22 protein-coding genes and 1 riboswitch are annotated in these 22,932 nt (G+C 41.6%); of the genes, 11 read left to right on the forward strand and 11 right to left on the reverse strand.

The window, feature by feature from the left end:
* Positions 1–597: 597 nt before the first annotated feature.
* A complete protein-coding gene (locus G561_RS0111285; protein WP_051584526.1) occupies positions 598–1,251 on the reverse strand; it encodes a DNA glycosylase in 654 nt (217 codons plus the stop codon).
* 233 nt (positions 1,252–1,484) lie between these two features.
* On the opposite strand from G561_RS0111285, the gene upp reads away from it, so the two are divergent.
* Positions 1,485–2,123: a uracil phosphoribosyltransferase gene (gene upp, locus G561_RS0111290; RefSeq protein WP_028859658.1), complete on the forward strand. Its 639-nt coding sequence runs from the start codon at positions 1,485–1,487 to the stop codon at positions 2,121–2,123.
* A gap of 33 nt (positions 2,124–2,156) precedes the next feature.
* Here the strand turns inward: upp and G561_RS0111295 are convergent, their stop codons facing one another.
* The 4 genes from G561_RS0111295 to hemC all read right to left on the reverse strand — a co-directional run bounded on the left by G561_RS0111295 (position 2,157) and on the right by hemC (position 5,278).
* On the reverse strand, positions 2,157–2,885 hold the full coding sequence (locus tag G561_RS0111295; protein WP_028859659.1) for a hypothetical protein: 729 nt from the start codon (positions 2,883–2,885) through the stop codon (positions 2,157–2,159).
* Positions 2,885–3,370, reverse strand: coding sequence for an acyl-CoA thioesterase (locus G561_RS0111300; protein WP_028859660.1), 486 nt, complete (start codon positions 3,368–3,370; stop codon positions 2,885–2,887). The genes G561_RS0111295 and G561_RS0111300 overlap by 1 nt, the downstream gene beginning before the upstream one ends.
* 77 nt (positions 3,371–3,447) lie before the next feature.
* Entirely contained in the window at positions 3,448–4,233 is a 786-nt protein-coding gene (locus G561_RS0111305) for a uroporphyrinogen-III synthase (protein ID WP_028859661.1), read from the reverse strand.
* Positions 4,234–4,279: 46 nt separating this feature from the next.
* Positions 4,280–5,278 carry a hydroxymethylbilane synthase gene (gene hemC, locus G561_RS0111310; RefSeq protein ID WP_028859662.1) on the reverse strand — a complete coding sequence of 333 codons (999 nt, stop codon included), beginning with the start codon at positions 5,276–5,278 and terminating at the stop codon, positions 4,280–4,282.
* 236 nt (positions 5,279–5,514) lie between these two features.
* On the opposite strand from hemC, the gene argH reads away from it, so the two are divergent.
* Both argH and G561_RS0111320 read left to right on the forward strand, forming a co-directional pair.
* Positions 5,515–6,978, forward strand: a complete 1,464-nt coding sequence (gene argH / locus G561_RS0111315; protein ID WP_167667704.1) for an argininosuccinate lyase — start codon at positions 5,515–5,517, stop codon at positions 6,976–6,978.
* 118 nt (positions 6,979–7,096) lie between these two features.
* Complete coding sequence (locus tag G561_RS0111320; protein ID WP_028859664.1) at positions 7,097–7,387, forward strand: oxidative damage protection protein; 291 nt, start codon at positions 7,097–7,099, stop codon at positions 7,385–7,387.
* A 170-nt stretch (positions 7,388–7,557) separates the two neighbouring features.
* On the opposite strand, the gene phoU is transcribed toward G561_RS0111320, so the two are convergent.
* The 5 genes from phoU to pstS all read right to left on the reverse strand — a co-directional run bounded on the left by phoU (position 7,558) and on the right by pstS (position 12,611).
* Entirely contained in the window at positions 7,558–8,301 is a 744-nt protein-coding gene (phoU, locus tag G561_RS0111325; protein WP_028859665.1) for a phosphate signaling complex protein PhoU, read from the reverse strand.
* Between the two features lie 100 nt (positions 8,302–8,401).
* On the reverse strand, positions 8,402–9,310 hold the full coding sequence (pstB, locus tag G561_RS0111330) for a phosphate ABC transporter ATP-binding protein PstB (RefSeq protein ID WP_081794458.1): 909 nt from the start codon (positions 9,308–9,310) through the stop codon (positions 8,402–8,404).
* A 78-nt stretch (positions 9,311–9,388) separates the two neighbouring features.
* Positions 9,389–10,297, reverse strand: a complete 909-nt coding sequence (pstA, locus tag G561_RS0111335) for a phosphate ABC transporter permease PstA (RefSeq protein ID WP_037032314.1) — start codon at positions 10,295–10,297, stop codon at positions 9,389–9,391.
* A gap of 76 nt (positions 10,298–10,373) precedes the next feature.
* Entirely contained in the window at positions 10,374–11,324 is a 951-nt protein-coding gene (pstC, locus tag G561_RS0111340) for a phosphate ABC transporter permease subunit PstC (protein ID WP_028859668.1), read from the reverse strand.
* Between the two features lie 138 nt (positions 11,325–11,462).
* A complete protein-coding gene (gene pstS, locus G561_RS0111345; protein ID WP_028859669.1) occupies positions 11,463–12,611 on the reverse strand; it encodes a phosphate ABC transporter substrate-binding protein PstS in 1,149 nt (382 codons plus the stop codon).
* Positions 12,612–13,044: 433 nt separating this feature from the next.
* Between pstS and G561_RS0111350 the strand changes: the two genes are divergently transcribed.
* Together G561_RS0111350 and thiC are read left to right on the forward strand one after the other, a co-directional pair.
* On the forward strand, positions 13,045–13,395 hold the full coding sequence (locus tag G561_RS0111350) for a septal ring lytic transglycosylase RlpA family protein (protein WP_028859670.1): 351 nt from the start codon (positions 13,045–13,047) through the stop codon (positions 13,393–13,395).
* Between the two features lie 185 nt (positions 13,396–13,580).
* Positions 13,581–13,729, forward strand: a riboswitch (TPP riboswitch).
* Between the two features lie 241 nt (positions 13,730–13,970).
* On the forward strand, positions 13,971–15,983 hold the full coding sequence (thiC, locus tag G561_RS0111355; RefSeq protein ID WP_028859671.1) for a phosphomethylpyrimidine synthase ThiC: 2,013 nt from the start codon (positions 13,971–13,973) through the stop codon (positions 15,981–15,983).
* A 171-nt stretch (positions 15,984–16,154) separates the two neighbouring features.
* On the opposite strand, the gene G561_RS0111360 is transcribed toward thiC, so the two are convergent.
* Positions 16,155–17,045 (reverse strand): fructose bisphosphate aldolase, encoded by an 891-nt coding sequence (locus G561_RS0111360; RefSeq protein WP_028859672.1) that lies wholly within the window; start codon positions 17,043–17,045, stop codon positions 16,155–16,157.
* Between the two features lie 446 nt (positions 17,046–17,491).
* Here G561_RS0111360 and G561_RS0111365 point away from each other — a divergent pair, with 446 nt between their 5' ends.
* The 6 genes from G561_RS0111365 (at position 17,492) to G561_RS0111390 (ending at position 22,834) form a co-directional block, all read left to right on the forward strand.
* Positions 17,492–18,013, forward strand: coding sequence for an META domain-containing protein (locus tag G561_RS0111365; protein ID WP_028859673.1), 522 nt, complete (start codon positions 17,492–17,494; stop codon positions 18,011–18,013).
* 647 nt (positions 18,014–18,660) lie between these two features.
* Complete coding sequence (locus G561_RS0111370; protein ID WP_028859674.1) at positions 18,661–19,680, forward strand: DUF1852 domain-containing protein; 1,020 nt, start codon at positions 18,661–18,663, stop codon at positions 19,678–19,680.
* 93 nt (positions 19,681–19,773) lie between these two features.
* Positions 19,774–20,802 carry a methionine synthase gene (locus G561_RS0111375; protein WP_028859675.1) on the forward strand — a complete coding sequence of 343 codons (1,029 nt, stop codon included), beginning with the start codon at positions 19,774–19,776 and terminating at the stop codon, positions 20,800–20,802.
* 65 nt (positions 20,803–20,867) lie between these two features.
* A complete protein-coding gene (locus G561_RS0111380; protein WP_028859676.1) occupies positions 20,868–21,380 on the forward strand; it encodes a flavin reductase in 513 nt (170 codons plus the stop codon).
* A 130-nt stretch (positions 21,381–21,510) separates the two neighbouring features.
* A complete protein-coding gene (locus G561_RS0111385; RefSeq protein WP_028859677.1) occupies positions 21,511–22,332 on the forward strand; it encodes a sulfite exporter TauE/SafE family protein in 822 nt (273 codons plus the stop codon).
* Between the two features lie 205 nt (positions 22,333–22,537).
* Positions 22,538–22,834, forward strand: a complete 297-nt coding sequence (locus G561_RS0111390; RefSeq protein ID WP_028859678.1) for a tetratricopeptide repeat protein — start codon at positions 22,538–22,540, stop codon at positions 22,832–22,834.
* The last annotated feature ends 98 nt before the right edge of the window (positions 22,835–22,932 follow it).

Here is a 22,932-nt window from a genome sequence, read left to right on the forward strand (position 1 = left end):
TAACTTCGAGTTTTTCTACTAATAAAGAATGATAATTTTTATAGTTAGTCACATCACCGAAAAGATGATGTCCCAACTTTAATTTTTAGCATCCTAAATCAGCAAAAATCCACACAAGTTGTTCTTTGATTTTAGCTTTTAAATAGTTGACTTAATACGTCGTCCGTATTAAGTTGTGCTATAAAGGATAATTTATTCTTCAATTTGAAGACTTAGCCTTAGTAGCGAGCCATCCAGTATATCATTTATTTGAAATCTGTCAAGCTTTTATTTCAATCTATTATCAGAACTTAGATTTAAAACCAATTTAGCTTCTAATCTCGTTGTCCCGATGAGGTGCGTATTATACGCTGTTTACACTCTTTGTCAAGAAGTTTTTTGGATTTGTTTAAAATTGTTGTTTAAAATCAATATTAAACGTTGCCTCTCAACAGCGCACTAGTATATAGCTTATTTATAATTGGTCAAGAGGTGAATTTAGACTATTTAATTTTAAACAGCCTTCTCGGCCCCAGAAGAGCTTTGGCCCTACTTAGTTATTACTATTATTACATAGTCCAAAGTTAAATAGTCTAAAGTGGCTACAAAGTAAAGTTATTACAGCTTACCCACTGACTCAAAGAACTGACGATAGGCTTCTACCTTTTTATCCAAGGATAAAGGATAAGCCCGAGAAGTAGAAGGCAATCTATATAAAGTTAAATCACGACCCGCATAAACATAGTCAATTTTCTGATTGGTCTTTGGCCATTTTGACTTCGGGATTACTCTGCCCTGTTCCTGCTGTAATAGCTCCATTAGTATCTCAGTAGCTTTACCGCCTGTGGTAAATATTGTATGCACTTTAGGCACTTGAGCCAAAGTTTGTTTTAGATTAACTGGCTCTACTATAGTTAAATGCTTGTCTGCCGCATTACCTTGTTCACGAATTGCTTTTTTTACTGTGGGACAAGAAGCAATGGCGCGTTGTTTCATAAAATCCTTAATCTTTCGTGGATCAAACCCTTTTTCTTCTCCATTTCTAAAGTAATCTGCATCTCCAAAAAAGACTCTGCCGTAAATACGCCACATATCATTGTAGAAGTTAGGATAATGAAAAGGCATGCCCCACTTATCTTCTGTAGGGGGAAAGGTGCCCATCATCATAATGGTAGCATTGCTTGGCAATACAGGACCAAAGGGATGGCTTTCTACAGTTTTACCGTCAATTACAAGTTCATCAGAGCCACTGTGAGCATCATGACTTTTCAAAAGGTACTCCTTACTAACATATTGAATAACTATCTATTAATTACAATAGCTGTATTTTAATTGCTGTTAGATAGAGTATCGAAACTAGGAAGTTTGTCAGTTGCTTTTGTTTTATTGGTATAATTGTTTTGTTAATTGCATCTACGTCCAATAATGCAACATATTTTTTTAAATATGACCCCTTCTAAATTCATGCAAGCTGTCCAAATTCTGACGACGGTCAAAGAGGTATTATGAACACCCTAAATATAGAAATTATCACCCACCCCCTAGTACGCCATAAACTAAGCCTGATGCGAGCCAAAGATTGTAGTACCTATAAATTCCGTACTTTGACCAGTGAGCTTGCCCGTTTAATGGCTTACGAGGCTTGTCGCGACTTCGAAATTGAAGAGTTTCCCATGCTTGGTTGGGATGATACAGAATTTAAAGGGGAACAAATCGTCGGTAAAACGGTAACCATTGTTCCTATTTTACGTGCTGGATTAGGCATGCTTGATGGCGTATTAGACCTTATTCCTACAGCAAAAATCTCAATGGTTGGTCTACAGCGTGATGAGGAAACTCTACAACCTGTGCCTTTCTTTGAAAAACTGGTCGCAGATGTAGACCGTAGACCCGCTTTAATCATCGATCCTATGCTTGCCACCGGTGGCTCAATGGTAGCCACCATCGATATGCTAAAAGAAAAAGGCTGTTCGACTATAAAAGCATTGGTATTGGTTGCCGCCCCTGAAGGCGTACGCTTAGTGAATGAAGCTCATCCTGATGTGAAGATTTATACTGCCTCCTTAGACAGTCACTTAAATGAAGATGGCTATATCATTCCAGGTCTTGGTGATGCAGGTGATAAGATTTTTGGTACTAAATAAAACAGGTACTAAATAAAAAAGTTTGGCCCAAGCCTAACCTATCCTGTAATGCCTAATCAGATATGACCGTTCTGATTGGGCATTATTTTTATGGGTCTCTTCTTTAGTTAATATCAGGTGATTAAAGTCTAATATCATCACTTCGTTACGCGCGCCGTCAGAGGTATACTTATTGTGCTTTACCGCAAAGGCTTTCACTTTATCTGAGTTTGCAGTAATGATATTAATAACATGAGAATTAACAAGCGGAGCCACTGTTAAAGCGTCTACGATGGCCTTAAAAGGATTGAGCGTAGTAATTAATAATTTTTCTCTACGTACGGATAAGGGAAGCTTACCGCCTACCAATAATACCTGTCCTTTTGGTAATCTTTGGGTGTGCCGCATCAATTCGTATTTGAGTATTTCTGGCATTTCAGCATTAAACACATCTTCCGTCTGTTGATAAAAAGCGCTAAAACTACGCTGTACATAGCGGCCAAACACAGTGAAATTTATCCACTCTTGATAATGCGGTTGCTGTAGTAAAAGTTGACTAAATTGTTTTTGATAACCAGCTAGGTTGCTAATTGTGTATTGACTACCGTTTGAAATGGCCAAGTCTGCTGGCTCAATAGATAAGTTATCAATAAGATGCTGTAAAAAGTGAGGGGCTGATTGAAATGAATGCTGTTGCCAAGTTAGTGGATAAAAAACACTGTCCAGATAAGGCAGCGCAGGAGGTAGCTGCGCTGTTTTTTTACGATTAAAAATTGACAGCATTAAAAGTCTGGGGTGTGGCCAACACCCTTTTCAAAGGCCAGGATATTATCACGCTCTACCTCTGTCCAAGCTACCTTGGCACTGGCATCTTTATTTAATCGAACCAATACCGAATCCCCAGTGGCGACTACGCTCTGCTGTGCTTGACTATAGTAGCAGTATTCCATCACGATACTGGTATTACCAAGCTTCTTAGTGCGTACTCCGATTAATAAAGTATCCGGAAAAACCACCGGCTTTAAATAGGTACAACTCGACTGGGCCAGTACCGTAGTGACCTCATCATTAAAAGCACCCAGCTCATTAAGATAGTTAATACGTGCTGACTCAGCATAGCGGTAATACACCACATTATTAACATGGTTAAAGGCATCCATATCATTCCAGATAATCGGCTGTACATAAATACTGGCAAACTTAGATAACACTTCCGGTTTTTCGAAATTAGGATTTAAACTATTAGGATTTAAACTATAAGTTGTCATTAACAAAAAAATCTCCACGCTATAGCTGAATTGGCTAATTCATTTAATTTAATTTAATTTACTTTGGTTTAATGTGATTAGGGATTTGTCACCGTCTGCTCAATACCGCGCCAAACCTCTTCAACATCGAGATTATCAATGCGTATACAGTCAAGCTGTAACTCATCTAAAGTCTGGGTTAGACGTTTGCCAAAGGTCAAATAATTAAAGTCAACCAATTGCAGCCAATTGCCTTTTTCACCTTCTGCTTCCGCAAATAACAACCTCCAATTGGTGAACGCTTCTCCACTACTCACTAAAGCAATGGGACGCTGATTACTGACTAGCGTTGTCAGCTGTTGTTGCAGTTGCTCAAATTTAGCGGGTGCATCAATAGGACATCGGCGTTGGTACCAAGCAATGGCATGGACCCCCACTCCATTATCTTGTAGGAAGTTTACTAACACCCGTCTGCCGCCCCGTCCTCGCCATACCAAAATATGATCCCCTACACCTAGCGAGTTTAGCGAAGACATCTTTATCATACCTTCATTGCTGTACTCTTCAGGGCACTGCACCTGCCAGCCTTCTGCCCGCAGAATATCTGCCGTGGCATGACCCACAGCAATCACCGCACAGCTTGGTATGAAGCCTTTAGGACAAGCAGCTAGACCCATACGAGCAGCAGTGGGGCTGACCACCACTAAAGCTTGATAGTAGTCTTGCTGCTGGCAGAACTGCTGTTGATACTGCTGCTCTCGCTCACTTATATCAATAGGCGCTAACTCTAGTAACGGCATCTCTAATACAGTCATTCCTTTATCTTGCATAGCCTGAGTTAGCAGCAAGGAGCGACTGGTAGGACGGGTATTGATAAAAATCATGACACCACTTCAAGTCAAGGTAGGTTTATATCAAATCTGACAGCTATTAGTCTTTTTTATATATGGCGGCTAAAATACCGTCTGCCCCTAACGATAACAACTTATCGGCCACTTCAATCCCTAGCTGCTCAGCTTGGGCTTCACGAGCGGCTTGATCGCCTGTAAGCTTGATACGTTTATCCGCTTTCAATAACGTTGTTCCATCTTCAGAGCCGACACGACCTCGTAACCATAGGGTTTTGTCATGAGACTGTTCAGAGTCTTTCTCAATCACAGCAAAGGCCGCAATAGGTACCTGACAACCGCCTTCTAGTCGGCGGTTTAAAGCACGTTCAGCTTTCAGACGTATACGAGCTTGTCCATCATTAAGCGGTTTCAATAGCGCTAACACTGCCTCATCATCCGCCCGACATTCAATAGCTAGCGCGCCCTGACCTACTGCAGGTAGGCTAATATCGATATCAATCTCTTGTTTGATACGCTCACTAAGCTCAACTCGCTTTAAACCACTGGTCGCTAAAATAATGGCATCGTACTCGCCAGCATCTAATTTCGCCAAGCGTGTTTGCACATTACCGCGTAGAGACTTGATTTGTAAGTCGGGGCGGTAAGCCTTGATTTGACACTGACGGCGTAAGCTTGCCGTTCCCACCACGGCACCTTGGGGTAAATCCTCTAGCTTGTCATAACTGTTAGAGACAAAAGCATCAGTTGGTGCTTCACGTTTGCAATAAGTGCCTAAAATTAGCCCTTCAGGTAATTGCATAGGCACATCCTTTAATGAATGCACAGCAATATCAGCACGGCCATCATATAATGCTTGTTCTAGCTCTTTAACAAACAAACCTTTTCCGCCAATTTTGGCCAAAGGTGTGTCAAGAATCTTGTCACCTTGGGTGACCATAGTCACTAGGTTAACTTCAAGTTCTGGGTACAAAGACTCTAAGCGTGATTTGATGTGTTCGGCTTGCCACATGGCCAAAGGGCTCTTTCTGGTAGCAATATTTAAGGTTTTTAAAGTTGTGGTATGGGCTGATGTGGTCATAATTATCTTTTAATCGGATGGTAATTGGTTTAATAGAATTATAAAAAATAAGCTTGGAAACAAGACCAATAAATAGCGTCTGTCTGTTATCTTGCTTATTTAACCATAAATAGCAGGGTATTTCAGTGATGTTATGTTTAGAGAGGTCCTCATTTAACTGAGCAGGTTAACTAGCAAGGCGACCCAGTCCTTTGCTATACTGCAAGCTCTGTGCATTTTACTGGATTTGGACTGATATGACTGCCAACAACTCAAATAATATTTCTGATACTCAAACAAGTAAACCCAGCGTCACCAGTGGCCAAGGCCAACAAATGTGGGGTGGCCGCTTTAGTGAAGCCACTGACAGCTTTGTGGCAGCTTTTACTGCCTCTGTCGGCTTTGACCAACGCTTTGCCAAGCATGACATTGAAGGCTCAATCGCACATGCCACCATGCTGGGTAAATGCGACATTCTAACTCAAGAAGAAGTAGATACTATTATCCAAGGTCTGCATCAAGTTCAGCAAGAAATCGATGCTGGCGAGTTTAACTGGTCTGTTGCACTAGAAGATGTGCACATGAACGTCGAGTCTCGTCTGACCGATATTATTGGCACTGTGGGCAAAAAGCTACACACCGGTCGTAGTCGTAACGACCAAGTAGCAACAGACATTCGCTTATGGCTACGAGAAGAAGTGGACAATATTGTTGAGCTATTGGTGAAGCTGCAATCAGGGCTATTAAACCTTGCGGAACAGCACACAGATACCATTATGCCAGGCTTTACCCATTTACAAACCGCACAACCGGTTAGTTTTGGCCACCATGTTATGGCTTGGTTTGAGATGCTAAATCGTGATACCGATCGCTTAATTGATGCTCGTCGTCGTATTAACCAGATGCCTCTAGGTAGCGCGGCACTTGCTGGAACTACTTTTCCAATTGACCGTACTATTACCGCGGATCTTCTGGGTTTCGAAGGTATTTGTCAAAACTCGTTAGACGCCGTTTCTGACCGCGACTTTGCTATTGAGTTCACTGCAGCGGCTTCTATTTTAATGATGCATTTATCACGTATGAGTGAAGAGATTATCTTATGGATGTCAGCGCAATTTGGTTTCGTACAAATCCCTGACCGCTTCTGTACTGGCTCCTCTATCATGCCACAAAAGAAAAACCCAGACGTGCCTGAGCTGGTACGTGGTAAAGCAGCCCGTGTCTTTGGTCAATTGACTACTTTGTTAACTTTAATGAAAAACCAACCTTTGGCTTATAACAAAGACAACCAAGAAGACAAAGAGCCTTTATTTGATTGTGTCGATACCTTAACCGGCTCGCTCCTTGCATTTGTGGACATGCTGCCTAATATAATACCTAACAAAGAGAACATGCGTGCGGCCACTATGAAGGGCTACGCAACCGCCACTGATTTAGCAGATTACTTGGTTCGTCGTGGGGTTCCATTCCGTGATGCTCACGAAGTAGTCGGTAATGCAGTAGCGCTAGGTATCAAAGAAGGGGTTGATTTAAGTGAGTTACAACTTGAACAGCTACAACAGTTCAGTGATGCTATTGGCGATGATGTGTTTGACTACTTAACCCTTGAAGGCTCATTAGCAGCTCGCGATCATTTAGGCGGTACTGCGCCCAACCAAGTATTACAAGCTGTGGCCCGTGGCCGTGAACGCTTGGCGCAATACAATATCGATGTTAAATAGCTTATTAATTAAGCTCTTTACACATGAATGTTGTCGCTATAAGTAATTTATCAGTACCAATATAAGTACAGATACAATAAGTACAGATACAAATTCACAGTTAAAATAGGATAGGACAATGACAGCTACTTTTGACCCAAAAGCAAATATGGTATTTTGCCGTAAATACAAGCAAGATTTGCCCAAAATGCCGAACCCACCTTTCCCAAACAAAAAAGGGGAAGAGATTCAGAATACTGTGTCTAAAAAGGCTTGGGATGAATGGTTAGAGCTACAAACCATGCTAATTAACGAAAATCATCTCAGCATGATTAATCCTGAGGCTAAAAAGTTCATTAATGAACAACGTGAAAAGTTTTTGGACAATGAAGACTACGAGCGCCCTCAAGGTTGGACACCTGAATCGTAAAGACAACTAGCCATCAAGCTATTGCCTTTATAATAGCGGCTTTATAATTGTAGCTTTATATGTGACAGCTACTATCTACAAAAAAGGAGAGGCATTTATATGCCTCTCCTTTTTATTTTAGTCTTTATTTGACAGCCTCTATTTAGCAGTCTATATGTAACGACCTGAAATTATTCTTCGGTATTACGAGACGCTATAAGGTTTGAGGCCTCTTGTACTGCCTGCTCTACAGTGACAAAATCTGTATGACGAACATCTTTGCCACTGGTACAGTAAATGACCAGCTCTGCAATATTACGGGCATGATCGCCTACCCGCTCCAGCGCCCGTAATACCCATAAGATGTTAATCACCTTTGACACATGACGACTGTCTTCCATCACATAAGTCATTAACGAACGGCTGGCAGACTGATACTCCTCATTAACCGTCTCATCACTTTGAAGCACTGAGAAAGCTTGCTCTGGATCCATGCGTAAGAAAGCATCTAAAGCTTCTAACAACATAACTCGAACTTGGTTTGACAGATGCTGAACCTCAGAATATCCTCTTGGAGATACCCCTTCCTTATGAAGTTTGCAGGCCATACGAGCTATCTTACTGGCTTCATCACCAACCCGCTCTAAATCGACTACCCCTTTGCTTAGAGCCATAACCAGTCTTAAATCATTAGCAGTTGGTTGACGCTTGGCGACTAATAGCACCACCATTTCATCAATCTTAATCTCCATTTGATTGATCTGAGTGTCATCTTCAATTACTTTTTTTGCCAGCTCGACATTACTGTCTACTAAAGCATGCGTTGCTAAAGTCACATGCTCTGCTGACATCTGACCCATGGTCATAAATAGATCAATACATTCACGTAAATCGTTATCGTAGCTTTTAGATGAGTGTTTTTCCGTGAGCGGCATAGCGGCTTATCCAAATTTATAAACGCGTTTAAGAGCTATGGGTCTTGCTCATAGCCCCTCTTAAACGCTTAGTTAATGAGCATTAGTTAACTATTTTAGTTTAGCCGTAGCGACCGGTAATATAATCTTCTGTCGCTTTTTGAGCAGGGTTAGTAAAGACTTGATTGGTTTCGCCCATTTCAACCATATCACCTAAGTACATATAGCAGGTGTAATCAGAAACACGCGCCGCTTGTTGCATATTATGAGTCACGATAGCAATGGTGTAATCATGCTTTAAGTCTTCAATAAGATCCTCGATCGCTCCCGTCGAAATAGGATCAAGTGCTGATGTAGGCTCATCTAACAATAGAATTTCAGGCTTGGTTGCTACACCACGAGCAATACATAAACGTTGTTGCTGACCGCCTGATAAAGACAGGCCTGATGCTTTTAGCTTGTCTTTTACTTCTGGCCATAGAGCTGATTTTTTTAGGGCCCATTCCACACGGTCATCAAGCTCTGACTTACTTAGCTTTTCATACAGACGTACACCAAAGGCAACGTTGTCATAGATAGACATTGGGAAAGGGGTTGGCTTTTGGAAAACCATACCAACACGAGCACGTAATAGGTTGACGTCTACATTTTTTTGTAGAATATTATTGCCATCTAGCAAAATTTCACCTTCCGCGCGCATACCTGGATATAGATCATACATGCGGTTAAAAGTACGCAATAAAGTTGATTTACCACAGCCAGAGGGACCAATAAAAGCGGTCACATTTTTTTCTGGGATATCAATATTAATGTCTTTAAGTGCTCTAAAATCACCGTAGTAGAAATCTAAGTTACGGATCTGTAATTTTGCATCTGGCATGTTCTCTGGTAAGTCAGCCAGCGTTTGCTTAGTAAAAGTGGCTGTATCTGGCTGTTGCTGCTGAATACCTGTTTCGATCGGCTGCTGTAAAGTACTGCTCTTAACCTTCGCTTCTTTTGCCACTGCTTTTTTCTCCAATATATCTGACATAACACTACCCTCTATATATATCTTTCTAAGAATTTAATTTCGCTACTTATACGTATCTTGTGAACTTATTGACTGCCGTTATTTTTTCTCTCTACCGATAATACGAGCAACAATATTTAGTCCTAGCACAGAGAGTGTTACGATCAACGCCCCTGCCCACGCCAACATGTTTTGGGTATCATCTGGCGCTGCTGCAAACTGATAGATAGTCATCGGTAAGTTGGCCATTGCACTGCTCATATCCCAGCTAAAGAACCTATTATTTAGCGCAGTGAATAGTAAGGGGGCAGTTTCACCGGTAATACGCGCAAAGCCTAACAGCACCCCAGTTATCAGACCTGACTTAGCCGCTTGCATAGTTACTGAGGTAACAACTTTCCACTTAGGAGTCCCTAACGCATAAGAGGCTTCTCGCAATTGATTGGGCACCAAATTCAACATGGTTTCTGTACTACGAACCACTACTGGAATAATAATCAGTGATAAAGCCACTGCACCTGCCCAGCCAGAAAAGCTGCGATTATTTACCATTAAGGTAAAGATAAACAGACCGATAACAATAGATGGCGCTGATAACAAGATGTCATTAATAAAGCGTGTTAATTTGCCGAGCCATGAACCATGAGAGAACTCTGCCAAATAGATTCCCGCTAATAAGCCCACTGGTGCTCCAATTAACAGGCCGGTACTGGCTATCATAATCGAGCCGACAATCGCGTTCCTTAACCCCCCAATCGTGCCTGGTGGTGGTGTATCCGCAGTAAAGATCGGCATGGTAATCATAGCCTCCATACCTTTACGGAACAGATCGATTAAAATCCAGCCTAACCAGAATAGACCAAAGGCCATAGCACACATCGCAAAGATAAGGCCAATAATATTAAATGCCTTGCGTCTTGAGTACAGCGATTTATTCATACGCTGCTCAAAGCGTTCAGAGTTTGTTGTGCTCATTGTCATGGGTTTTGAACTTGAACTTGTTGTCATAATGTTTTTCCTGCCAAATACCTAATTATGTCTAGCATTTATTTACCAACTATTTTGTGTCCAATAACGGTTTAAATTAGTTACCGGCTTTCTTATCAATTCTAGACAACATGATTTTAGATATTGATAAAACAAAAAAGGTTATAACAAATAGAATCAAGCCTAGATGTAGCAATGTAGAGACGTGCATGGCACTTGAAGCTTCAGCAAATTCGTTAGCGATGGCTGAGGTAATGGTAACGCCTGAGCCAAATAAATTTGGGTTAATGTTGTAGGTATTACCTACTAAGAAAGTCACCGCCATGGTTTCACCCAGTGCACGTCCCAATCCTAAAATGATACCGCCCACTACCCCAGCCTTAGTGTAAGGTAGGATAATCTTGTACATCACTTCCCAAGTGGTCGCTCCAGCGCCGTAAGCTGACTCTTTTAATAACTCAGGTACTACGGCAAATACATCGCGCATAGTTGCTGCAATGAATGGGATGATCATGATGGCTAAGATTAAAGAAGCGGTAAAAATACCGATACCTAAAGGCGGGCCTCCAAAAAGGCTACCAATCATAGGGATAGGACCCAGATGATTGATTAAGAAAGGTTGAATATATTCGGCAAATAAAGGCGCTAATACAAAAAAGCCCCACATACCATAAATAATTGACGGGATACCTGCCAAAAGTTCAATCGCCATGCCTAGGGGCCTACGTAAGACAGCAGGACAAAGCTCAGTCAAGAAAATAGCAATGCCAAAACTGACTGGTACCGCGATTAAAATAGCGATAATAGAGGTGACGATCGTACCGTAAATAGGCGCGAGTGCACCATATTCATCATTGACCGTACTCCAGTTTGAACTGGTATAAAAACCAAAACCAAACTCTTTAATACTTGGCCAGGCACCAATGACTAGCGAGATCATGATACCGCCCAAAGATATCAAGACTAGAAATGCAAAAAACTTTGTCAAATTGACAAAAAGAAAATCATTTCTTTTTTGTTTTGCTAGTTGAGCGTGTAGGTCAGACATGGTATCCCCAACATTAAAAATATATACACTTCTTTAAAGGCACTATGTATTTCAATACTTGATTAAAAAGGCAAGCAAACGATAAATCATTTACTTGCCTGTTGCTTAGCTCATTAACAGTAACAAGTTAATGGCTAATTATTTTGGGTTATAAACTGGCTTACCATCAGCGCCGACAATCTTGTTCCACTCAGCTTTGAATAAAGCCACTGCTTCGTCTGGGAATGGAACATAGTCTAGGTCTAAAGCTGCCTGATCACCTTCGTTATAAGCCCAGTTAAAGAAGTTCAATACGCCTGCTACTTTCTCAGGATTTTCTGGGTTTTTATGTACTAAGATGAAAGTTGCTGCTGCAATTGGCCAAGCTTCAGCTGTGTCAGAGTTAGCAATAATTTTGTAGAAACCTTCCGCTTTCGACCAGTCAACATTACCTGATGCAGCAAATGAGTCAGATGATGGCTGTACAACATTGCCAGCAGCGTTAACCATAGCAGTATGTGACATATTGTTTTGCTTAGCGTAAGCGTACTCTACATAACCAATAGAGTTAGGCGCTTGTTTAACCATACCCGCTACGCCTTCATTACCTTTACCACCAACGCCTGTACCAGTTTTGTCTGTTGGCCACTCAACACTTTTGTCGACGCCAACGCTTGCCCAGTCACCAGACACTTCATTTAAATAGTAAGTGAAGTTAAAAGTTGTACCTGAACCGTCTGAGCGGTGAACCGTGGTGATTTTTGCATCAGGAAGTGTAAGACCTTCGTTCAAGGCAGCAATGGCTGGATCATTCCAATTAGTAATCTTACCTAAGTAGATGTCCGCTAAAACTTCGCCACTTAGAACCAACTTACCTGGCTCAACACCTTCGATGTTAACTACTGGTACAACGCCACCAATAACTGTTGGGAACTGGATAAGACCTGCTTCATTTAACTCTTCAGGAGTTAGGGGGGTATCTGAAGCACCGAAATCTACAGTTTTAGCTTTAATTTGTTTCACACCACCAGAAGAACCGATAGAGTTATAGTTCACTTGACCTTTGGTAGCGTTTTGGTAGTCTGCTGACCATTTTTGATAGATAGGTGCTGGGAAAGAAGCCCCTGCCCCGCTCACATTCATTTCCACACCTTCGATGTCTTGATACTGATCTGTGCTACCCGTGGCAGCTCCAGTGGTTGCGGCAGCTGGGGTGTCTTCAGTTGTCGCTGTATCATTTTCTGCTTTATTACAAGCCGATAGAGTAAGAGCGCTGGCTACGGCTACAGCTAACAGTGAATAACGCATGGTCTCTCCTAAAAAGTTATATGTTTTATAAGTACAGAGTATTAACTTCAACTACCTGAGCTTCGAATCTTTCAGAGTTTATGAGGTACCCTTAATTGGAATGTGCTCATTTTGACGTTTAAATATGACAGTTTGATGAAATATTAATTAATTGTAAGATTTCAGTAACCTTAACCAACATAAATTTAGGAAAATTGTTAATGAAATTAACTAAATACAGGAATTCTTATCTTATTTTTACAGCCATAATCTTTACATTATCTTGACCCATTAGAAAGGTAGGCTAAATCTATAGCCTGTAGACTACCGCCTCGATGTTTTGGTACAGACAATTTTATTTTGCTAACAGCGAGTTTTCTCAACGACCCGTTGTCATACCAAAATCTGATTGCAAACAGTTGTTCCAACCATTTATTAATTACAGGTACTCCCTATGAAAAAACTTTTTATGCCATTTACCCTTCTGTTAAGCTTAATGTTAACAGTGCCTGCCAATGCAGGTATGGCCTCGTGGTACGGCCCAGGCTTTCATGGCAAAAGAACAGCGTCTGGGGCTATTTACAATATGTATGCTATGACTGCGGCGCATAAGTCCTTACCTTTTGGTTCTAAAGTAAAAGTGACAAATTTAAATAACAACAAGTCAGTGGTTGTTAAAATCAATGACCGTGGCCCATTTAAGCCAGGTCGCATTATCGACTTATCCAAAAAAGCCAACCAGATGATTAATTGCAACCTTTGTAAAGTAGATGTTGAGGTATTAAGCAAAGGTAATGGAAAATAACGTAAACGTTAGCCGTTAATCTAAATAGGTATTAATCAGCGCCAACTTAATTAGTTGGCGTTTTTTATGCAGTAGACGGCGCTAAGGCTTAAATAGATAGGTCTAAGGCTCAAATAAGTTGACAGAATATTTAAATTAAATTGAAGCCTGTTATTGGTTCCAAAGTTTGATAAGATAACCACAATAATTAAGACTCGGGGTGCAGTCCTTCTATACCCAACCCATGCTGATAGTTAACGCTATACCCATGGTAAATATAGAAGCGTTTGCTGAGACATCACCCGTTGAACCTGATGCGGTTAATACCGCCGTAGGAAAGTCATTGCAATTCCCTAATACTTTGTACAAACCTGTCAATTGTCACAGCTTACCCAGCTGCGCTCTGCCGTGGGTGATTATCAGCCAACTGTTAGTGCTGTTATCCTCATCACGGCCTGACAGCTGTTTCTATAAACGCTAACCTTAGGTATGAACTGTCCAAAAGACAGGGCCTGCACTCACTGAGTCTTTATTTTTATCCCGTTTTGTTAAACCAACCTGGCATTGCGCCATTTGTATAAAATAAGGACACACTCATGAGTCATTCAGGAAATAATGTTAAGACCCCTGCCCATCGCTCTAAAGCAGACGAGCGCTTCGATGAAGAAGCGCGCGACCTGACCCGTAGCCTTCCCGCCTCAAAAAAAATATATATCGAAGGTTCACGCCCTGATATTCAAGTGCCTATGCGTGAGATTACGCTGACAGACACTCCCACTGGCGGCTTTGGCTTAGAGAACGGCGAAAAGAACCCACCGTTTTATGTCTATGACACCTCTGGAGTTTATACCGATCCCAATGTTGAGATTGATCTAACTAAAGGTTTGCCCAAACTACGTGAGAAATGGATTGAAGAGCGTGGCGATACTGAACGCTTAGACGGTTTATCCAGTAATTATGGCAAAGAACGTGCTCGTGACATTACTACCGCCAATATTCGCTTCGCCCATATCGACAAGCCGCGTCGTGCCAAGTCTGTCAACGGCAAGACAGGTAATGTCACTCAAATGCATTATGCCCGCCGCGGTATTATTACCCCTGAAATGGAATACATCGCCATTCGCGAAACTCAAAGACAGCACGAATTGACCGATATGCGTCAACATGCCGGCGAAAGCTTCGGTGCCAATACCCCAAAAATCATTACTCCTGAATTTGTGCGTGACGAAGTGGCTGCTGGTCGAGCCATTATCCCTAATAACATCAACCACCCGGAATCTGAACCGATGATTATCGGACGTAACTTCCTGGTGAAAATTAACGCCAACATCGGTAACTCCGCACTAGGATCAAGTATTGATGAAGAAGTGTCAAAGATGACCTGGGCCACCCGTTGGGGCGCGGATACCATCATGGACTTATCTACCGGTAAGAATATCCATGAAACCCGTGAGTGGATTATCCGCAACTCACCGGTACCAATTGGTACTGTACCCATTTATCAAGCCCTAGAAAAAGTAGATGGTGTGGCCGAAGATTTAACCTGGGAAATCTTCCGCGATACTCTTATTGAACAAGCCGAACAAGGGGTGGATTACTTTACTATTCATGCCGGCGTGCTACTACGCTACGTCCCATTAACCGCCAAACGCTTAACCGGCATCGTATCCCGCGGTGGCTCTATTATGGCGCAGTGGTGCTTAGCACATCACAAAGAAAGCTTCCTATACACTCACTTTGAAGAAATCTGCGAAATCATGAAACAGTATGACGTCGCCTTTAGCTTAGGCGATGGACTGCGTCCTGGCTGTTTGCAAGATGCTAATGATGAAGCTCAGTTCGGTGAACTGCGTACACTTGGTGAGCTGACTCAAGTGGCTTGGAAACACGATGTGCAAGTTATGATTGAAGGCCCTGGCCATGTGGCTATGAACCGTATTAAAGAAAATATGGACTTACAGCTTGAGATGTGCCATGAAGCCCCTTTTTATACCCTAGGCCCATTAACGACCGATATTGCTCCTGGCTATGACCACATTACCAGTGCTATTGGTGCGGCTATGATTGGTTGGTACGGTACGGCGATGCTGTGCTATGTGACTCCAAAAGAGCATTTGGGCTTACCCAATAAAAAAGACGTCAAAGACGGCATTATTACCTACAAAATTGCTGCCCACGCAGCCGACCTTGCCAAAGGTCACCCTGGCGCACAAGCCCGTGATAATGCGCTATCTAAAGCCCGCTTTGAATTCCGCTGGGACGATCAGTTTAACTTAGCGTTAGACCCAGATACGGCACGTGAATTCCATGATGAGACTTTGCCGAAAGATGCCCATAAATCTGCTCACTTCTGCTCTATGTGTGGCCCTAAATTCTGCTCAATGAAAATCACTCAAAACGTACGTGAATATGCAGCCGGTCTGCCTACAGGTGCTGAAGTGACGCCAAGTAGTGGTGAGTTGTCTGATGAAGTGCATTTGATTAAAGAGGTGGACACTGAGCTTGTCAGTCAGGTGGGTGAAGCCAGCTTTGATGAGGTACAAAAAGGTATGCAACAGATGAGTGAAAAATATAACACTGAGGGTCGCCAGCTTTATAAGGAGGTATAAGCGACAACTGCGACAGTTAATAAATAGTTTATAAGTTATATATAAGGTACTTATTAAACTATTGCCATAAAAAAAGCTTGAATCTCCTGTTATTACTAATGGGGGATTCAAGCTTTTTTATTAGGTCTAGGATTTAGTTAGGTCAATAAGTAACCCAACTCAAGACACGGATTATACTTTAGAGGCTTTATAGATTTCGTCGATTGACGCATCGATAGTAGCTGAGAACTCTTCATCAGTTTGAGATTTTGACAAGCCTTCAGTGAATGCACGTGAGAAGCTAGCAATCATACCTGGGTTTTGCTCTAAGCGCTCACAAGCTTCTTTACGGCTATAGCCACCTGATAAAGCCACTACTTTAAGCACTTTTGGATGATTGATTAAGTCGCTGAAAAAGCCTGCTTCTTCTGGAAGTGTCAGCTTAAGCATCACTTGCTGATCATCATCTAATCGATCTAAGTTGCGTAAGATCTCTTCTTTCATCAGCACTTCGCACTGTGCTTTTTCTTTACTCTCAATATTTACTTCTGGCTCAACAATGGGCATAAAGCCTTTTGATAAGATTTGCTTAGCGATATCAAACTGCTGCTGTACCACTTTCTCGATACCTTCTTGCGTTGCTGTATGAATTACAGAGCGCATTTTAGTACCAAAGATTGGGAAGTTTTTGGCTTTATCTAGCAACGCATCTAAATTCGGCATTGGCTTCATGACCTGAACACCACCTAGCTCGTCAGCTAAACCTTTGTCTACTTTTAGGAAAGGCACAATATTTTTGTCTTCCCATAGATAGTTGGCTGTTGGCTTGCCATTTACTTCACGATCCATAGTATCTTCAAATAAGATAGCACCCAATACACGGCCACTGTCAAAAGTGTCACAAGTCATGATGCGAGTACGCATTTCGTGCACTTTAGCAAACATCTCATCATCGTTTGAGTATTCGCTCTCTTCCACACCATACATTCGAAGTGCTTTTGGCGTACTACCACCACTTTGGTCTAAAGCTGCGATAAAGCCTTTGTCATTTTTGATGCGTTGTAGTTGTTGCTGATAGCTCATAATTTTTCCTATTTCAATTAATGGGTTAAGCTAAAAAGGATAAAAAGGTAAATTAAAAAATGGGTCTAAATTTTTTATTGTAAATCTAACATAAAGCATTAATAAAATCCGTTGCCCTATTGTTTAACGTCTTATTAACTAACGTCTGCCCTTCATAACAGAGCTCATAATTAGCGGATTTTAAGTTTTCCCTATTATACGCTACTGAACGAGAAATTTAAGCCTGCCCCCCATGAAAAACCTACTTAATGTTGCGTCATATATTGGTAACTGTGGCAATATTATAGTATTTGAATGGTTACTAACACTTGTCAGTATATTTAGGCTCTGTAATAATGATATTTAGCAAAAGAAGTATTAAAAAAAATAGGGTTAGGTTTTTTACCCCCTCCCCTCCATATCAATAATACATCAATGAAAAATTTTAAATTTTGAGAGGATTTTATATGAAAACTATTAATATGTTAATGATTTCAGGCGCTATCGCCATGAGTGCTTTAGTTTCAGGCTGTCAAACTACTAGCGGCATGGCAGAAGTTGATGCCAAAGCTAGCACTATCACTACTTATCAAGTTACAGATGCTGCCCTTCAGGCCAATAACTGGCAATTGGTAGATGCAAAAACTAGCGATGGCAAAAAAGTGGAAGCGCTATTTACCAATGCTGCTAAGCCATTAACTTTAAGCTTTACGACCATTGACGGCAATAAAATGGTTAGCCTGATGAATACTTGTAACACCATCTCAGCTCCTTATAGCATTGTAAATGGTAATGTGGAGCTAGGAAGTATGATGAGTACTATGATGGCATGTCCAGACGCAGAAGCTAAGTTTGATGCAGCAGCTGTCGCTTCGGTCGTAGGTAAATATACCTTAAGCCAAGGTGCTGACAAAACGCCTATGCTAGTAGTGACCAATAACCACCAAGTGGCTCATTTTAAAGCAGTCGCAAAAACTGAAGCTAAATAGTTATTGAAAAGCCAACTAAACCTTAACTCATTGCATCAATATCTGCCAAGTTAAGGCTATTACTACATTTGAGCAATTATTACACTTAAGCATTTATTAACTTAAGTTATCGTCAAAGTTGAACTTACCCTAAAAAAGATCGCCCATTATAAGGCGGTCTTTTTTTTATATTCTCAATTTAACTAGAGTTTTCTAGTGCGAACGGCCTTTTTAACAAGTCTCACAGCATAAACTGTCAACCCATGAGGCTAGATTGAAGTTATATACATTGATATTTGTTCATAATAAGCTGAGTTTGGTTCAACACCGGCTAAATCCAGACTTTTTGTGCCCCTCTAAACCTTCTGAGTTTATCGCTAGCGTTAACTGTTATTTTTCAGTGGCCTATTTTAACTGCATAGCAAACAAATTCCTCAATAAACCATTATAAATCAGAGCCTTGCGCATCACCTGCTTTGTAACATGCTCCCCTTCTTCTGTGCAAATTTCACTAAAAAATGCTCATATGGCTATGCAACAGGCAATCAACATGAATTTAATTCAACATTAGATTAAGTTAAATCGTTTTTATTCATGTAAAGGCTTGGGTATGATTCATCTCATACACAAATTTGGTTTTATCTTGAGTAACTAGGGTAGCAAACATTATGAGTAACAAATTTACCTATTCGATTTCAAAAATCCGTTTTGACGAGAATTATGAGCCTGCTGACAGCACGCGTCTGACCACCAACTTTGCCAACTTAGCTCGTGGTGAAAGTCGTCAGGAAAACCTACGCAAAACGATAACTATGATTAACAATCGTTTTAATGCCTTAGCAAATTGGGACAATCCAACCGCTGACCGTTACTCTGTTGAGCTAGATATTATTTCAGCCAACTTAGATGTTGAAGGTAATGGTGAGACGTTCCCAGCGATTGAAATTCTACAAACCACAATCGTTGATCATAAAGAGAATAAACGCATTGAGGGTATTGTTGGCAATAGCTTCTCTTCATATGTACGCGACTATGACTTTAGTGTCGTGCTGTTAGATCATTTTGCGAAAAACCCAAACACACCGCCACCTGCAGACTTTGGTGTTTTGCACGGCAAGCTGTTTCAGCACTTATTAAATTCAGATGCTTACAAGGCTAACTTTAATAAGCAGCCGGTGATTTGCTTAAGCGTGTCTACCACCAAGACCTATCACCGTACCACCAACCAGCATCCGGTGCTAGGCGTGGAATACAGACAAGATGAGTACTCATTAACAGATGCTTATTTCCACAAGATGGGATTACGAGTGCGCTACTTTAAGCCCAAAGGCAGTGTAGCACCCCTAGCCTTTTACTTCTCAGGTGACCTATTAGCCGATTACACTGACCTTGAGTTAATCAGCGCCATTAGCACCATGGAAACTTTCCAAAAAATTTACCGCCCTGAAATTTACAACGCCAACTCAGCGGCCGGTGAGGTTTATCAGCCAAGCCTAAACTACCAAGATTACTCGCTAACTCAGGTAGTATATGACCGCGAAGAGCGCAATCAGTTGGCAGTGAAACAAGGCAAATTTACTGAAGAGCAGTTTATTAAGCCGCATCAAAAAGCTCTTAATGAGTGGGCAGCCAGTTATGAAGTGAGCTACCCTGCTGAAGCCGTTAAATCGCAAAAAAATGCCGCTTAATGACCTATCCATGGCTTATAGAGAAAAGCATTGCAACGACACCCTGTAAACTAAGTTTTTGAAAGTACTATTAAAATAGAGAAGATAAATAACATGGCCCTATTATTACCGACTTCAACCGCTGGCAGCTTACCCAAACCTTCTTGGCTGGCAGAACCTGAAAAACTTTGGTCGCCTTGGAAGCTAGAGGGTGATGAGCTGATTGAAGCCAAACAAGATGCGCTGCGCTTGACCTTGCAAGAGCAAATCCACGCCGGCATCGATATCGTCAGTGATGGTGAGCAAACCCGCCAACACTTTGTGACCACCTTTATTGAGCATCTTGATGGTGTGGATTTTGAAAATCGTGAGACCGTGAAAATCCGCGATCGCTATGAGGCCAGCGTGCCTTCAGTAGTGGGCGCCGTAAGCCGTCAAAAGCCAGTGTTTGTTGAAGATGCTAAGTTTTTGCGTCAACAAACCGATCAGCCAATTAAGTGGGCCTTGCCCGGTCCAATGACCATGGTCGACACTCTGTATGATGGCCATTACAAAAGCCGTGAAAAATTGGCTTGGGAATTTGCCACCATCTTAAACCAAGAAGCACGGGAGTTAGAAGCTGCTGGTGTGGACATCATCCAATTTGATGAGCCTGCTTTTAACGTTTTCTTCGATGAAGTTAATGACTGGGGTATCGCTACTTTAGAGCGTGCTATTGAAGGGCTAAAGTGTGAAACCGCAGTGCATATTTGCTACGGCTATGGCATTAAGGCCAATAATGATTGGAAAAAAACCTTGGGTTCAGAGTGGCGCCAATATGAAGAGGCCTTCCCAAAAATACAACAGTCTAAAATTGATATTGTGTCGCTAGAGTGCCAAAACTCTCGTGTGCCAATGGAGCTGATCGAGCTTATTCGTGGCAAAAAAGTAATGGTGGGTGCCATTGATGTGGCTACTAACACTATCGAGACCCCAGAAGAAGTGGCGGCTACCTTGCGTAAAGCACTGCAGTTTGTGGATGCTGATAAGCTTTACCCTTCGACCAACTGTGGCATGACTCCTTTGTCACGCCAAGTGGCCCGAGGCAAACTAAAGGCGTTAAGTGCCGGTGCCAAAATCGTGCGTGATGAGCTTAACTCTTAAGCTATAACCGTATCAAAAGTGGCTAGTCTCTAGCCACCATCGTTTTTGAATTTAGGATTAAAGTAATGATTGAAGCTACTGACTTTAGAGATGCCATGTCTTTGTTAACCACTGCAGTCAATGTCGTCACCACCAACGGTGATTCTGGCATGCACGGGTTTACGGCCTCTGCGGTGTGTAGCGTTACCGATACACCGCCAACTTTGTTGGTTTGTATGAATCAAGCCTCTCGCTCACATAGCCATTTTGTTGAGAATAAAATCTTGAGTGTGAATGTGTTAGGCGCACAGCATGAGTCTATCTCCAATGCCTTTGCCTCCAAGCTCACTCAAGCCGAACGTTTTGAGCAAGCCCGATGGACGCAGCTCACTACCGGAGCGCCGGTGTTAGAAGATGCTTTGGTCAGCTTCGACTGTGAGATTGATCAAATCCAGCAGGTGGGCACGCACAGTGTGTTTATGTGCCGAGTGGTCGATATCAAGCTTCCTGAAACTCAAGATACCGCTGAGCACAGTTTGGTTTACTTTAATCGCTCGTACCATCAGCTAGGCCAATTGGTTGAAGTCGCTATTGCCTAGCCCAAGCAGTTATTATTGACGGTAGCTATTTCAATTAAAAAGCCCTATAAATAACATAGCTTTTAAATGAAACGGCTACCTAAATAAAGTAGCCCTCCCCTCCATCTTTTAACTGAGAAGAAAATATCCTGTGGAATTAATCATCTTTTTAATCATTGGCGCTCTGGCAGGATTTGCTGCAGGGCTTTTTGGTGTGGGCGGTGGCACCATCATCGTACCGCTACTGTTTATTGTATTTACCCAAATGAATTATGATCCTGACACTATCATGCATTTGGCATTAGGTACATCACTAGCGACCATTATTGTCACCTCAATAAGCTCACTTATGGCGCACAATAAAAAAGGCTCAGTGATGTGGCCGGTGTTCAAAAACTTAGCACCCGGCATGGCAATTGGCTGCTTTGCCGGTGCTGGCATAGCAGGTATGATCTCTGGCATTCATCTACAAATCATTGTTGGTATATTCTTGTTATGGGTTGCTCAAAAGATGTTTAGAGGCGGAAAAAAGCCAACGGCCAACAGCGCTAATGTCAATAATACCCCTGCAGACTTGCCTTCGACACCTAAACAATTGGCAGCAGGCGGGGTTATCGGCATTGCTTCTGCCATCTTCGGTATCGGCGGTGGTAGCTTGACTGTGCCTTATTTAACCCGTTATGGGGTGGTAATGCAAAAAGCGGTCGGAACTTCAGCGGCTTGCGGATTACCCATTGCCATTGCAGGTGCATTGGGCTTTATGTTATTTGGAATGCAGCAAAAAATTGATGTTCCTAACACCATTGGCTTCGTACACATCTATGCCTTTTTAGGCATTGCTTCCATGAGCTTCTTTACCGCCAAACTTGGGGCAAAAGTGGCGCATATTTTATCACCGGCTATGCTAAAGAAATGCTTTGCGGTGCTGTTAACTCTTATAGGCTGTTATTTCCTTTATAAAGGCCTGCGTTAAGCTTTAACTTAATAGGCTCTGCTCAAATATTAAATCAAAAAGCCCCTGACAGAATTCTGGCAGGGGCTTTTTACTGTCAGCGATGAATAAAGTTCCATATTGTGTCGCTTTATTTTATTTAAAGAATATTATAGTAAATACAGCTTAGAGAGTTTATCAGTATAGTAGACTTCACAAAATAATTATGAATAAGGGACGAATTAAAATGTGTTTTTATAGATTACCATTTGCAATCATTTTAGCCTATTTTTCAATATTAACTATTCTACTCTCAAGTTGTCAGAATTTATCATATATTGATAAACATAAGGATTCTGAAATAAGCACAATAATTAAAGATAAAAATATATCTGTGAAAAGATTAATTAATTTAGCTGAGCAAGGTAATTCTGAAGCACAGTTAAATCTTGGCCTTATGTATTATAGGGGAGACAGAATAGGACAAGACTATACTCAAGCACTTAAATGGTTTGAAAAAGCAGCTAATCAAGAGAATGTTTGAACCGCCCCGACTATATCGGAGAGTGGATTGCTTGAGTCAGGCAGCTTTGTCTGACTCATTAAGGCTATCATAGTATCGTCTCTCAAACTCAAAAGGCG

This window comes from Psychrobacter phenylpyruvicus DSM 7000 = NBRC 102152 (assembly GCF_000685805.1).
Lineage (GTDB): Bacteria > Pseudomonadota > Gammaproteobacteria > Pseudomonadales > Moraxellaceae > Psychrobacter > Psychrobacter phenylpyruvicus.

Bases quoted from the DNA above. Each gene is read 5' to 3' on its own strand.
- pstS (WP_028859669.1), bottom strand. From the start codon at position 12,611: ATGCGTTATTCACTGTTAGCTGTAGCCGTAGCCAGCGCTCTTACTCTA.
- hemC (WP_028859662.1), bottom strand. From the start codon at position 5,278: ATGACCACATCAGCCCATACCACAACTTTAAAAACCTTAAATATTGCT.
- G561_RS0111300 (WP_028859660.1), bottom strand. From the start codon at position 3,370: ATGACAACTTATAGTTTAAATCCTAATAGTTTAAATCCTAATTTCGAA.
- argH (WP_167667704.1), top strand. From the start codon at position 5,515: ATGACTGCCAACAACTCAAATAATATTTCTGATACTCAAACAAGTAAA.
- pstA (WP_037032314.1), bottom strand. From the start codon at position 10,297: ATGACAACAAGTTCAAGTTCAAAACCCATGACAATGAGCACAACAAAC.
- thiC (WP_028859671.1), top strand. From the start codon at position 13,971: ATGAGTCATTCAGGAAATAATGTTAAGACCCCTGCCCATCGCTCTAAA.
- G561_RS0111390 (WP_028859678.1), top strand. From the start codon at position 22,538: ATGTGTTTTTATAGATTACCATTTGCAATCATTTTAGCCTATTTTTCA.
- pstB (WP_081794458.1), bottom strand. From the start codon at position 9,310: ATGTCAGATATATTGGAGAAAAAAGCAGTGGCAAAAGAAGCGAAGGTT.
- G561_RS0111305 (WP_028859661.1), bottom strand. From the start codon at position 4,233: ATGATTTTTATCAATACCCGTCCTACCAGTCGCTCCTTGCTGCTAACT.
- G561_RS0111320 (WP_028859664.1), top strand. From the start codon at position 7,097: ATGACAGCTACTTTTGACCCAAAAGCAAATATGGTATTTTGCCGTAAA.
- G561_RS0111295 (WP_028859659.1), bottom strand. From the start codon at position 2,885: ATGCTGTCAATTTTTAATCGTAAAAAAACAGCGCAGCTACCTCCTGCG.
- upp (WP_028859658.1), top strand. From the start codon at position 1,485: ATGAACACCCTAAATATAGAAATTATCACCCACCCCCTAGTACGCCAT.
- G561_RS0111365 (WP_028859673.1), top strand. From the start codon at position 17,492: ATGAAAACTATTAATATGTTAATGATTTCAGGCGCTATCGCCATGAGT.
- G561_RS0111375 (WP_028859675.1), top strand. From the start codon at position 19,774: ATGGCCCTATTATTACCGACTTCAACCGCTGGCAGCTTACCCAAACCT.
- G561_RS0111380 (WP_028859676.1), top strand. From the start codon at position 20,868: ATGATTGAAGCTACTGACTTTAGAGATGCCATGTCTTTGTTAACCACT.
- G561_RS0111350 (WP_028859670.1), top strand. From the start codon at position 13,045: ATGAAAAAACTTTTTATGCCATTTACCCTTCTGTTAAGCTTAATGTTA.
- phoU (WP_028859665.1), bottom strand. From the start codon at position 8,301: ATGCCGCTCACGGAAAAACACTCATCTAAAAGCTACGATAACGATTTA.
- G561_RS0111370 (WP_028859674.1), top strand. From the start codon at position 18,661: ATGAGTAACAAATTTACCTATTCGATTTCAAAAATCCGTTTTGACGAG.
- G561_RS0111360 (WP_028859672.1), bottom strand. From the start codon at position 17,045: ATGAGCTATCAGCAACAACTACAACGCATCAAAAATGACAAAGGCTTT.
- pstC (WP_028859668.1), bottom strand. From the start codon at position 11,324: ATGTCTGACCTACACGCTCAACTAGCAAAACAAAAAAGAAATGATTTT.